Source organism: Paenibacillus oceani, assembly GCF_014705615.1.
Lineage (GTDB): Bacteria > Bacillota > Bacilli > Paenibacillales > NBRC-103111 > Paenibacillus_AB > Paenibacillus_AB oceani.
Genome location: NZ_JACXJA010000030.1, coordinates 1 through 12,014, shown reverse-complemented (window position 1 = coordinate 12,014; position 12,014 = coordinate 1). Strand labels below are relative to the sequence as shown.

Here is a 12,014-nt window from a genome sequence, read left to right as displayed (position 1 = left end):
ATCGAACGATCGAGTAAACGAACGATTAAGTAAACGAATGATCCAATAATCGAATGATCAAATGATCAAATGATCAAATGATCAAATGATCGAAAAAATCGATCATCTAGGCAATACAGCACGCGGCCCCGGCGTAATAGCGGATGATAATAGCTCTTAAATCACAAGAAATAGCTGAAAACGGAGGAATAAGGTATAATAGAGGCTCTTATTTTTCCTACTTGAACCGAAATCGTCGACATTGGCCATATATAAGAGTTGCCAGCAGCTCTTATTGCTCAGGAAAACGGTAAAATCAATAAAATAAAGGCTCCAAAAGACTGCTAATGTGCACGGCACGCGCAGTATGGAATAGTACAGCATGGCACGCCACGGGACTACACGGTACAGCGCAACATGGCATTGGCACACCACCATACGCCACGCCAAAGCACGAAACGCCACGCTACGTCACAGCACAGTATGGCACGGCACGACATGGCACAACACGCCACGGCAAGGAATACAGCCGCTACAACTTACCGCCTTCACGCCATCAGGTGTCAGTTAAAGAGAGCTGTCCCCTCTGGAGCAGGGATGTTTCAGCAATTTGTCTACGGTATCGTCACCCGCCGAAACGCCCAATCGGTTAAGGGCCATCATAACGGCTCCCGCTGCCGGCGACAGCACCGGTTCCTGGAGGATGTACCGTTTAGCCGATACGGATTCGCATTCTTTGCGGAATTGCTCCTTCATATACGTGCTGTTGATGGCGCTTCCGATGCAGGCAACTTGTACGGTTTCCGAGCGGAAGCAGGCTCCCAGCATATGAACGCCGACTACGGCCTCGTGGACTTTCCGGTCGCAGACGGAGCGGGCCAGCTCGCTCCCTTCGAGGGCGGCGGATGTGACGATCGGCGCCATCTGGCCGAACAGCCGGGTCCGCTCCTTCGGATCGGAGGCGAAGCCTTGCAGGGCGAGACGAAGCAGCTCCTCTACATCGGGTTTGTTCCAAAAGTCGAGGGTGCGTCTGACCAGCGCTGAATCCGAAGGTCCGGTATGTCCGGCCAATATCTCATACGTGGCTTCGTAAGCGAGAAAACGTGCGGCACTGGACGCATAATGGTGCATATCGTAGTTGCGCAGGTGCGCGCCGTCTTCCGTAACGGCAAAAATAATCGATCCCGTGCCCGAGACAACCATGATGCCCGGACCGGACATGAATGCTCCGGCATGAGCGATCACGGCGTCGTTGACGTGCCACCGGGGACAGACGATTCCGGGCAAGGCTGTCAATTCCTCGACCCAGGCGAGGTCCCGTTCGGAATCGAAGCCGGCCACTCCGGCTAGCAGACCTGCGGCCTGTTCCGGAGTCCGGCCGGCCTTAGCCAGCGCATCGGCGATTCCTTCCTGCACATTGCGCGCCGCATTGGCATCTTTATGAATCGAAGACGCTCCGTGCTCCGCGTAAGAAAGCACATTGCCGCTCAGATCTGCCACTACGATCCGGGTCCGGGTACCTCCGCCGTCAATTCCAATCACACATTGCTGCCCCATGCTTATTCCTCCTCGGTTATCTTGCGTACTTACGCAAGTATACCGCGGGCAACGTTTCTCTGCGATAAATACTGGAATTCCCCCTTATGGCGGGTTGCCGAAATGAACGGCCCCGAGTTCGCTCCAGCGTGCGGGAGCAAGCAGGCGGAAGGATTAACGGCGGCAGCGCGCGTTTTCTCCCAAGTTAAGTTGCACAGATTACTTCATGGATGCGATTCAACCGGCTATGAAACAGTTTCCTTCGCTTTTTTCTTCCCTTTGGCTTTCGGGGCGGCAGCCGGTTCGGCCGGTTCGGTTGGAACGCTGGCCGGTTTGACCGCTTCGAGACTCGCCTGCAGCGCGGCCATCAGATCGATGACATTCGTTTTTTGCGCTTCCGGAGCGACCTTGATTTCTTCTCCGGCTACCTTCTGCTCGATCATCGTCAGCACTTTCTCTCGGTAGTCGTCCTTATACTTGCCCGGTTCGAACGGCGTCGACAGCTGCTCGATCAGCATTTTGGCCATCGTCAGCTCCTTGTCGTTCACTTTCGGATTTTCCGGCAAATTAGGCACCTGTGCAATCGAGCGGATTTCGTCGGGGTAGAATATCGTTTCCATCGCGATACAATCCTGAATCACCCGAATGGCGGCCAGACTGCTCTTGGAACGGATCGACACTTTGGCGATGCCGATTTTGCCCGATTGGCGCATCGCTTCGAGCAGCAGGCTGTAGGCGCCCGCACCGGTATCCCCCGGAGCTAAATAATACGTTTTTTGGAAGTAGATCGGATCGATTTCTGTTAAATCGACGAAATCCAAAATTTGAATTTCTTTGTTCGCTTCCGAGAGGCTGTCGAGCTCTTCCTTCTCGAACAGGACGAACCGGCCCGGCTCGTACTCGTAGCCGCGCGAGATTTGCTCCCATTCCACCGGCTGCTCGCAATGCTGACAAGTCCGTACGTACGACAGAGGAGTTCCGCAAGTTTTGTGGATATACTTCATGGAAATATCTTTGTCCTCGGTGGCGGAAAACATTTTGACGGGGACGTGGACCAGACCGAAGCTGATCGCTCCCTTCCATACCGTATGCATCGCCATGCCTCCTTTTTAGTGGGGTTGTCCGCGGCGCTTGGACCGGGACCCCGCTTCAGCCAGATGGGGCAGTCGTACCTTAATGGTTCCGTATCCGGTTAAATAGCATCCTTTGCCCCGTTATCCTGCCATGGCACAGCTCCGTTTCACCGCAGCAACCAAACTTCCAGCGGCTTCACTCGGCTGTGTGTTCTCTTACTTACAAGTGTTGTCCAAATGATGACGTTCTACACCTGCCGGTCATCTTTTCAGTATATGTTCGGACGGCTTGTCGTATGCCGGTGGGGGAATGGGGCATTCTAATCGAAACGCATAAAGAAAGGGGGGCGAACCGTGGAAGAGCAGGAGCTTCAGGATGATGCCGTCTACGAAGGCCGGGACAAGTGCGATATGGACGTCGACCGGATGATCAACGAAGGACTCGGCGGCGGCAACATCACGATGCATAACGGCTTGATCGAAAACCCGGAAGAGTACGTAACGGGCGAGATCGAGAAGGATTTGTCGTAACGACGGACACGGGCCTGGTGCCGCCAAACCTACAGAGGAGGACTGGAGCATGGATTACGATCGCGCACAGCGCATCCTGTTAATAAGCGATAAAGTCGAGGTCACGTGGCAGGGCGAATCGGTCTGGATCGACAGTGTGGACAAGTACAGCGGCGTGGCGACCATCCACCCGGAAAACGATCCGCGCGTATCCAAAAACGTTCCCATCACCGAGCTTCAGGAGCACGGTACGACCCCGCAGCGGGGATAACGCAAGGCGGCCAGGCCGCCCTGCACAAAGCCAAAGGAAAGAAGAAGCCCCGGTTCCGCTCATGGGATCCGGGGCTTTTAGCACTTGGTGCGGCGGCGCCCGCAGCCCGCTAAAGGATGCGGACGGCCATCGACAAGCGATGCCGATCTGTAGGGACTGAAAGCACATGTGCGCAGGTGCTCGCCGATTATTTGAACCATATCCCGCCGAACGGCACAATTTCCCTCAGCAGGCGCTTCACCAGACCGTCGCCGCTCACGAACTGTTCCAGCTGGGCGTCCGGTTTGCCTACCTGGACGAGCGCTCCGCCTTCCCCGGTAATTTTCCACTGGAAGCTCATATGCTGGCTGGCCAGATGGTTGCCGTACACGCTCAGATCGATCTTGGCGTTGTGCGGATACGCGATCAGCGACCGGGTGTCAATATAGGACGGCGTCTCCGGATGAAGCTTCCAATCGGTGATTGCACCCGCCGAGATGACTCCGATCGTGCCTTCACCGGAAAATTTCATGCGGACTACGTCTTTGGTCGCGATCATATTTTTGAAGCTTTGCATGACGCTTTGCATCCGGATGCCTTCGGTATAGAAGAGCAGGTGGCGGAATTCGAACAGCAGATCTTCGTTGCCGGCCAGCTTCATGCAGTGCAGCGTATAGCCGACAGGCAGAGCGATCAGCAGCCGGGCCGGGCCGCTCAGCTTGGAGCGGATCAGCTTTTTTTTCCGGTACATGCCCTGCAGATTCATCAGCTTGTCTTCCCGGCGCGCCGAATCCCCGTGAAACGCCACAATTTGCTGCGGGTGCAGGACGTGGACGGCATCGCCTTCGTCCAACAGCAGTTCTGCCGAAGAGGATGGATAAGTGCCGCCGGTTACGGCGTCGCTGCGGATGTCCAATACGATTCCTCCTAAATGATTAACAACGGGTTTCAACGTGCGTTACGTATGTTTGCTGCGGAGCACGAGCCGGAACAACCGGGAGATGAGGAAATAACAAGCGATCAGGCCAACCCCCGTCCAGATCATCGTCCATGTCCGCTTCGACTGGTTCGCCCGCTGCTGCTCGGCGTTTTGAAGGCTGGACACCGCTTGGGCGAGCTGTTCGTTTTGCCGGGCCAGCCGTTCGTTCTCTTCTCTTAGCCGTTGTTCGGCTTCGCGGTATTGCTCGATCGTCTCCCGGGACTGCCGCGTCACTTCGCCGAGCTGGTTCGTCGCGTCGTCGAGCTGCTTCCGGGTCTCGTCGTATTGTTCCTTCAGTTCGCTGACTTGTCCGGGCAGCTGGATAAAGTCTTTGACTTTATCGACCACCCCCGCATGGGCCGGCAAAGGAACCGAGCCGAACAGAAAAGCGGCGAAGGCCGCCGAAATGCCGAATGTTCCCCAGATCCCCCGGCGTCCGGACTTGCGGATCAAGTACCGCGGTGTATCGAGAGATGGTTGTATGTCAGGGTCCCGTGCAAGGTTTGTCAATTCGTGTCGACCTCCTCGAAATCCGTCGTCATGCGGACAAGCTTGTCCGTTACTTCTTATACGAAAATTGTCGCAGTTTCGTTTCTTTCTATTGTAACCGATTTTGAGAGGCCGGTGAATAACGGACGGTTCCTCTTTCCTTATAAAAGGACATCCGGCCGGGGCGCGGGACTCAGGAATTTGGGATCGGCAGCATCCAGTCAGCCGGCAGGCCGGAGAGGCGAGGTTTGTCGAAATATGCGTTGTCAGAAGGGGGAACGGCCCATATGCGTTGTTGCGGCATGCTTTCCGTACCGATATAATAGGTACAAGTTGAATGGGGAGGCGCGTGAAGTGCGGGGTATGGACGAATTTGCGTTGATCCGGCTGCTCAATCGGCGCGGTTCGCCCGGCACCGGTAGGCCGAACGAAACCGGGGTCAAGACCGGCATAGGCGACGATGCCGCTGTCATGAAACCGTCCGCAGGCAGCGATATCGTCGTTTCTTGCGATACGATGGTTGAGACGGTCCACTTCTTGCCCGAGACGATGCAGCATTACGATATCGGGTACAAGGCGATGGCGTCTAGCCTAAGCGATATGGCGGCGATGGGAGCGAGGCCGAGATGGGCGCTGATCGCGCTGACGGTCCCGTCCGGGCCGTCCGGGACTTGGACGGCTGAATCGCTTCAAGAGCTGTATGACGGGTTATACGCGTGTGCGGACCGGTACGGCACGGTAGTTGTCGGCGGCGATACGACGTCTTCCAAATCGTTGCTGACGGTAACCGTAACCGTCATCGGGGAAGCGGATGAGGACCGCTCGTTGCTGCGGTCGTCGGCTCTGCCCGGCGATATTGTATTTGTAACCGGGCCGCTCGGCAATTCGGCTGCGGGACTGCATCTGCTGCTGAAGGCCGGACGTCCTGCGGTGCCGATCGAGGATATGGAGGAGACGGTTCGTTCGCTTGTACTTGCGCACAGGCGGCCGGAGCCGCGGATTGACGCGGGTGCAATTCTTGCTTCGTCGGAAGCGGGCGTCTGCGGAGCGTTAAACGATATTAGCGACGGGCTGGCGAGCGAAGCATGGGAGATCGCGGAAGCTTCCGGCGTCCGGATCGTGCTGGATGAGGAGCGGATTCCGCTGTCGCCCGAGCTGACCCGGTACGCCTCCGCAGCCGGAAGGGACCCGCACGATTTCGCTTTATACGGCGGAGAAGACTACGAGCTGGTCGGGACGGTGCGCCGGGAGCGCGCCGCGGAATTGGCCGCACGGTTCGAGGTGGCGGGCAAGCGGATCTGGCTGGTGGGCGAAGTAGCCGCAGCCGGCGCTATGAATAAGACGGACAAGGGCGCAGCAGCCAATCTGGAGCGGGCGCCCATGCCGGGCGTCACGCTGCGAAGCTCCGCCGGGGTGGAGAAGCCGTTACCGAAGAAAGGCTACAATCATTTTGCTTGAAGTGCGAACAACCTCTTGAAAGGGGGAGACGGTCACGGAGCCGATCTACCGGTATGAATCCAATAACGAGGAGCAGACCGCGAAGCTTGCCGAAGCGCTTGCCGCTATGATGGAGGCGGGGACCGTAGTAGCTCTCGACGGCGACCTGGGAGCGGGGAAAACGCGGTTTTCCCAATCGGTAGCCCGGGCGCTCGGCGTTTCCGGAGTGGTCAACAGCCCGACGTTTACGATTATTAAAGAATACGAAGGCGACCGTCTTCCGTTTTATCATATGGACGTGTACCGGATATCCGAGAATGAGGCGGACGAGCTCGGGCTGGACGATTATTTCTACGGCGAGGGCGTAACGCTGGTGGAATGGGCCGAGCTTATCCGCAATTTGCTGCCGCCGGACCGTCTGGCCATCTATATTCGCCACGCGGGCGAGACTCGCAGGGTGATGGAGCTGCGGCCTTACGGGGCCCGGTATAATCAATGGTGCAACCAATTGAAGGAGAACGGGATCTTATCATGATGACCGAACAACGGGATAATGTAACCGGCACACTGCTCGCGATCGATACGTCGACCAGCGCGCTCACGGTGGCGCTCGCCGTAGACGGCGGCATTCAGGCCGAGCGTAGCTCCCATGCGGAGCGCAATCATTCGATTAAGCTGCTGCCGGAAATCCAGGAGATGCTGAAGGAAGCCGGGGCATCGCCCGCCGATCTGGCTGCAATCGCAGTCGGCACCGGGCCGGGGTCGTACACCGGGGTGCGCATCGGAGTGACGGTCGCCAAGACGTTCTCCTGGTCGCTCGGCATCCCCGTAGTCGGGGTGTCGTCACTGGAGGCGCTGGCGCTCGGGGACGCTCGCGACATCGGCGCAGAGAAGCGATCCGCTGTATGCTGGCTGATTCCGCTGCTAGATGCGAGACGGGGGCAAGCTTATTGTTCCGTGTACGCATCCGATAGCGGCGGCGGCTGGGAGACGTTAGTCGATGACGGCATCCGGCTTGTAGCCGAGTGGCTGCCGGATCTGTCCGCTATGCTGGAACGCCGTCTCGCGGAAGGGACCGGACCGGACCTTATCGTGTTCGGCGGGGAAACGGCCGGATTCCGCGAGACGCTGAACGCCTGGTGCGGGAGCGCCCCGGAACGGGTGCATGCGGAGATCCGGGAAAGCGGTATTCGCGCGGCGCAAATCGCTGAGCTAGGATGGCGGCGTATCGCCCGCGGGGAGCGGGACGGCACGCACGAGCTCGTGCCGAATTATACACAGCTGGCGGAAGCGGAAGTGAAGCTGGCCCAGAAGGAACAACGGGGAGGCGAACCGTTTGGACAACGCTGAACGGGCCTATGGTGAATCCGTGCATTTCCGGTCCATGCGGCTGGAGGATATAGAGACGATCTGCGAAATCGAGCGGGAAGCATTTCCGACTCCGTGGACGTCGAGCGCTTTTCACAACGAGCTTACGAACAACCATTTCGCTCATTACCTCGTCATGGAGCTGAACGGGGAAATTGCCGGTTATGCCGGCATGTGGCTGATTATGGACGAAGCGCATATTACGAATATTGCCTTGCGGACTCATTTCCGCGGGAAAAAGCTCGGGGAGCGGCTGCTGATGCAGGTGCAATCGGCGGCCGTATTCCTCGGCGCGGAGCGGATGACGCTGGAAGTGCGCGTCTCGAATGTGGTGGCGCAAAGGCTGTATGCGAAGCTGGGCTTTATTCCGGCAGGGCTGCGCAAGGGCTACTATACGGACAACGGGGAAGACGCCATCATCATGTGGGCGCATTTGGCCCGGATCGCCGAGGAAGGAGAACGGGATACGGATGCCGACAAGCGGTAAGGACAATCGAAGTTCCAGGCCGGGACTGATTCTGGCCGTAGAAACAAGCTGCGACGAAACGTCCGTGGCGGTCGTGGAGAACGGAACGATCATACGCTCGAACGTCGTATCGAGTCAGATCAATACGCACAAACGGTATGGCGGCGTCGTACCGGAGATCGCTTCGCGTAAACACGTGGAGAGCGTCACGCTTATTTTGGAGGAAGCGGTCCGGGAGGCGGGAGTCCGGTTGACGGACTTGTCGGCTGTGGCGGTTACGCAGGGCCCCGGACTGGTCGGTTCGCTGCTCGTCGGTGTCGTCGCGGCCAAAGCGCTTGCCTGCGCGCTGCAAATTCCGCTGATTGGAGTGCATCATATCGCAGGGCACATCTATGCGAACCAGCTGGTGCAGGAGCTGGAATATCCGCTGGTGGCGCTTGTCGTGTCAGGCGGACATACGGAGCTGGTGCACGTTCCGTCGCCGGGCGTATTCCGCATTATCGGGCAGACGCGCGACGACGCGGCGGGGGAAGCTTACGACAAGGTGGCCCGCGCGATGGGGCTGCCCTATCCGGGCGGGCCGCACGTCGACCGGCTGGCGCATGAAGCGGACGAAGGCGTACCGATGCCGCGCGTCTGGCTCGAGCCGGACTCGTACGATTTCAGCTTCAGTGGACTGAAGTCGGCCGTACTTGCCGTTCTGAACCAGGCGAAGATGCGCGGGGACGTCGTTCATCCGGTCCGCATCTCGAAGGGGTTCCAGGATTCCGTCGTCGAGGTGCTGGTCGAAAAAGCGATCCGCGCGTCCAAGGAGTTCGGCGCCAAGCAGCTGCTGCTGGCGGGCGGGGTAGCGGCCAACCGGGGACTGCGCGAAGCGCTGGCCGCACGCTGCCAGCGTGAATCGCTGCCGCTGCTCGTGCCGCCGCTGTCGCTGTGCACCGATAACGCCGCGATGATCGCGGCGGCCGCTTTCCTGAAGTGGGAGCGGGGCGAGCTGTCGCCGCTTGATCTGAAGGCGGAACCGCTGTTATCGCTGGAGGATTGGTCGGTGAAGGAGCCGCTTGTCTGAAGCCAAGTATGGTTGGACAAAGGGAAGTTTACGAGTTTACGGTCAGGTCGGCCGGGTGATGGAGCATATCCGCACCTCACACGGGGGCCGGATCAACGAGAGAGAAGGACAAGGCCGGATAAAGGCCGTCGTCTCCTGCACGGGGAGAGCGACGGCTTTTTGCCGTTGTTCCGGGATAGCTGAACCGGGATCGTTGAAGAATTTGCAGGCCGGTCTGCAATTCAGCGTTGCGAGAAGATCAGATCGGACTGGAAAAAAATCGGGCTGTGCGCAGCTAAAATACTGTTGAATTTATACACAGGGGGTGTGGATAGCAGTTATCCACACCCCCTGTGTATAGTGTGAATAACATCTGCAAATGCAAGAGGGACATAGCCTTTTTCAAAGTCAATGTGCGAATAAGTTTTTCAAGAAAAAATGTGGATAATGGGGATAAGTATGTGAATAGGGGGGGTATTTCCCACAGAACGGGAGTTTTTAGGGAAACCGGCCTGTGGATAATCTGTGAATACCGATGTTTCCGGTAAAATTAAGCAAAATAGGCAATTATAAAAGAGGGCAACGGCGATAGCGCACGATGGGGCATTAATAGCGGAATCATTCAGATTTTCAATTTATCAGACGTCCATGCCGCTGCTTGGAAGCACTGATGGATGAAATAGCGTTATTTCAGGGCAAAATGTTTAAAAGCTTCACCGTATTAAAGTAAATGGGGGTTCTCTTACTTGACGGACGGCACAATTCGCGAACACAAACGGAATCGATGTCGGGCCGCTGCGAACTTGCTTAAAATAAGAGTCTTTGAAGCACCTTAAATCAACTTTATTTGGGGGTTACTTGGGTATAGCAGCCATATGAGGCTCTTATTTTGTACCGAAATCGTTATTTGAGGCAGATGTACTGGAAATAAGAGGCCCAAAAACACTCTATTTTTCCAAATACACGATATTTAAGAAAAATAAGAGGCTCAAATGGCTGTTATTCGTAAATGGCCTCATGCGGCAGGATGTGAATTGTGCCGTGGTAGTTTTTTTATTCAGTTTTCGAAAGCAAGTGAATACGGCCAACGTTTGTCATAACCGGAAATGCGGGTGGTAACGCGTATGTGTAGATCGGAGGCGGCGCTGCGGCCGCCAGAAAAGCGTCGCCTGATGCGGGGCGGACTAACGGCGCTCCTGTTTATTGCCGTTTCCGTTATAACGGCCGGGTCTGCCCAGCTCCAGGCGGTAGGCCCGGCGGCTGCCGCCAAGATTACGATCGTATCGGTGCCCGGCTGGTCGTTTCTCGATTGGGAGGAGGACATGCTGGCGCGGATGCCCAACCTGCAAAGCATGATCCGGCAAGGCGCGATCGGGGCGATGAACGTCCGCAATCCGGAGAAAGGGCTGGAGGACAGCTACACCGCTCTCGGCTCGGGAGCTCCCGCGTCGAGCAGTCCGGATTATGGGGCGTTTCATGTGCGTGAGAGGATCGGCGGCCTTCTGGGGGAAGGAGCGGTGCCGGATGTGTACCGGAAACAGACCGGTCTCGAAACGAATCAGGCGGAGATCGTCGTGCCGGACATTGCGGCGATCCGGCAGCGCAACGAAACCCGCGGACACCGGGCGCAGGCGGGGCTGCTGGGCGATTATTTAAGGGGGCGCGGATTGATCACCGCCGTATACGGCAACAGCGACTCGGCCGGAACCCGCAGACGGTTTGCCCCACTGATGCTGATGGATTCGCAAGGTTTGGTGACACGGGGCGATACGGGGGAAACGATGCTGCTTCCCGACTTCGCAAGACCCTCTTTCGTCCGCACGAATCTGACCGCCCTATTGGAAGCCTGGGAGACGGTTGAAGCGCGTTCCGTTGTGCTGCTCGAATGGGGCGACTTGTACCGGCTGCAGACAGAGGTATCCCGGTACGGCGAAGATCAGGCGAAGCGAATGAAGGCGGAGCTTCTCGGCGAGCTGGACCATCTGCTGGGCCGCTTGATGGGGCGGCGGCAGCAAGGAGATTTGCTGTGGATTCTATCCCCGTTCGTGGGAGCTGAAGCGACGCGCCATAAAATGCTGTTGGCACCAGCCGTTCTGATCGGCGACGCCGTGCCCGCCGGATTATTAACGTCTCCGAGCACGCGCAGAGAAGGGATTATTACGGCTTCGGACATCGCTCCGTCCCTATTGGCTTCTTACGGAATAGGGACGCCGGATGATATGATCGGCCGGGAGATCAGTATCGTCCGGAAGGGCGGCGCCTGGTCCGAGCTGCACCGGGAGCTGAACGGAATCCGGGAAGTGTACCGCACCCGTCCGCAATTGCTGATCCCTTTCGTAACTGCGGAAGCGGTTGTGCTGGTGGCGGCCTTGATCGCGTTATGGTTCAAACTGGGCAACAAAGTCCGCTGGATGGAGGCGCTGCTGCTGTTTCTGCTTGCGGCCCCTCTTACTTTGCTGTGGATCGGCTGGTTAAACGCGGTTTATCCGGTGCCGGGAAATGTGCAGATCGTGTTGTTCCTGACGTTCACAACGGCTGGGGCTTATCTGTTCAGATTCAGGCGATCCGCTTTGTCTGCGGCGGGGCTGGTCAGTGCCGTTACGGCTTTGCTGCTCTTGCTGGACGGCGTGCTGGGAGGAGAAGGCATGAAGCGGTCCGTCCTCGGATACGATCCGATGATCGGAGCGAGATATTACGGGATGGGCAACGAGTACATGGGCGTACTCGTCGGGGCTGTTACGTTTGCGTTCGCGGCCATGATGGAGCGCCGGCGCTCCGCAGCCAAGGGCGGGGCTGGCGCTGTGCAAGCCGCCGCAGCGACTGCCGCCAGCGCGCCGCCGGGCTCGCCCGCACCGCCGGCGCTTGACGCCGCAGCCGCC

General features: G+C 57.8%; 12 protein-coding genes. 8 read left to right on the top strand and 4 right to left on the bottom strand.

Annotation, left to right across the window (positions count from 1 at the left end; translation table 11 throughout):
- Positions 1-546 precede the first annotated feature (546 nt).
- Positions 547-1,536 (bottom strand): BadF/BadG/BcrA/BcrD ATPase family protein, encoded by a 990-nt coding sequence (locus IDH45_RS21100; RefSeq protein WP_190930118.1) that lies wholly within the window; start codon positions 1,534-1,536, stop codon positions 547-549.
- 224 nt (positions 1,537-1,760) lie between these two features.
- Positions 1,761-2,609, bottom strand: coding sequence for a non-homologous end joining protein Ku (gene ku, locus IDH45_RS21095; protein ID WP_190930117.1), 849 nt, complete (start codon positions 2,607-2,609; stop codon positions 1,761-1,763).
- 333 nt (positions 2,610-2,942) lie between these two features.
- Here ku and IDH45_RS21090 point away from each other — a divergent pair, with 333 nt between their 5' ends.
- Positions 2,943-3,119, top strand: a complete 177-nt coding sequence (locus tag IDH45_RS21090) for a hypothetical protein (RefSeq protein WP_190930218.1) — start codon at positions 2,943-2,945, stop codon at positions 3,117-3,119.
- A 49-nt stretch (positions 3,120-3,168) separates the two neighbouring features.
- Positions 3,169-3,369, top strand: coding sequence for an H-type small acid-soluble spore protein (locus tag IDH45_RS21085; RefSeq protein ID WP_190930116.1), 201 nt, complete (start codon positions 3,169-3,171; stop codon positions 3,367-3,369).
- 187 nt (positions 3,370-3,556) lie between these two features.
- Here IDH45_RS21085 and IDH45_RS21080 read toward each other — a convergent pair whose 3' ends face one another.
- Together IDH45_RS21080 and IDH45_RS21075 are read right to left on the bottom strand one after the other, a co-directional pair.
- Positions 3,557-4,264 (bottom strand): AIM24 family protein, encoded by a 708-nt coding sequence (locus tag IDH45_RS21080; protein WP_223836847.1) that lies wholly within the window; start codon positions 4,262-4,264, stop codon positions 3,557-3,559.
- Between the two features lie 42 nt (positions 4,265-4,306).
- Complete coding sequence (locus IDH45_RS21075) at positions 4,307-4,837, bottom strand: hypothetical protein (RefSeq protein WP_190930115.1); 531 nt, start codon at positions 4,835-4,837, stop codon at positions 4,307-4,309.
- A gap of 342 nt (positions 4,838-5,179) precedes the next feature.
- Here IDH45_RS21075 and thiL point away from each other — a divergent pair, with 342 nt between their 5' ends.
- The 6 genes from thiL to IDH45_RS21045 form a co-directional block, all read left to right on the top strand.
- Positions 5,180-6,274 (top strand): thiamine-phosphate kinase, encoded by a 1,095-nt coding sequence (gene thiL, locus IDH45_RS21070; RefSeq protein ID WP_223836852.1) that lies wholly within the window; start codon positions 5,180-5,182, stop codon positions 6,272-6,274.
- 43 nt (positions 6,275-6,317) lie between these two features.
- Entirely contained in the window at positions 6,318-6,788 is a 471-nt protein-coding gene (gene tsaE, locus IDH45_RS21065) for a tRNA (adenosine(37)-N6)-threonylcarbamoyltransferase complex ATPase subunit type 1 TsaE (protein WP_317891256.1), read from the top strand.
- Positions 6,785-7,603 carry a tRNA (adenosine(37)-N6)-threonylcarbamoyltransferase complex dimerization subunit type 1 TsaB gene (gene tsaB / locus IDH45_RS21060; protein ID WP_190930112.1) on the top strand — a complete coding sequence of 273 codons (819 nt, stop codon included), beginning with the start codon at positions 6,785-6,787 and terminating at the stop codon, positions 7,601-7,603. Before tsaE ends, tsaB begins: the two co-directional genes overlap by 4 nt.
- Before the next feature lie 34 nt (positions 7,604-7,637).
- A complete protein-coding gene (gene rimI, locus IDH45_RS21055; RefSeq protein ID WP_190930207.1) occupies positions 7,638-8,108 on the top strand; it encodes a ribosomal protein S18-alanine N-acetyltransferase in 471 nt (156 codons plus the stop codon).
- Positions 8,092-9,156 carry a tRNA (adenosine(37)-N6)-threonylcarbamoyltransferase complex transferase subunit TsaD gene (gene tsaD, locus IDH45_RS21050; protein WP_190930111.1) on the top strand — a complete coding sequence of 355 codons (1,065 nt, stop codon included), beginning with the start codon at positions 8,092-8,094 and terminating at the stop codon, positions 9,154-9,156. The genes rimI and tsaD overlap by 17 nt, the downstream gene beginning before the upstream one ends.
- A gap of 1,103 nt (positions 9,157-10,259) precedes the next feature.
- A partial coding sequence (locus tag IDH45_RS21045; RefSeq protein ID WP_190930110.1) for a hypothetical protein occupies positions 10,260-12,014 on the top strand: 1,755 nt, incomplete at its 3' end.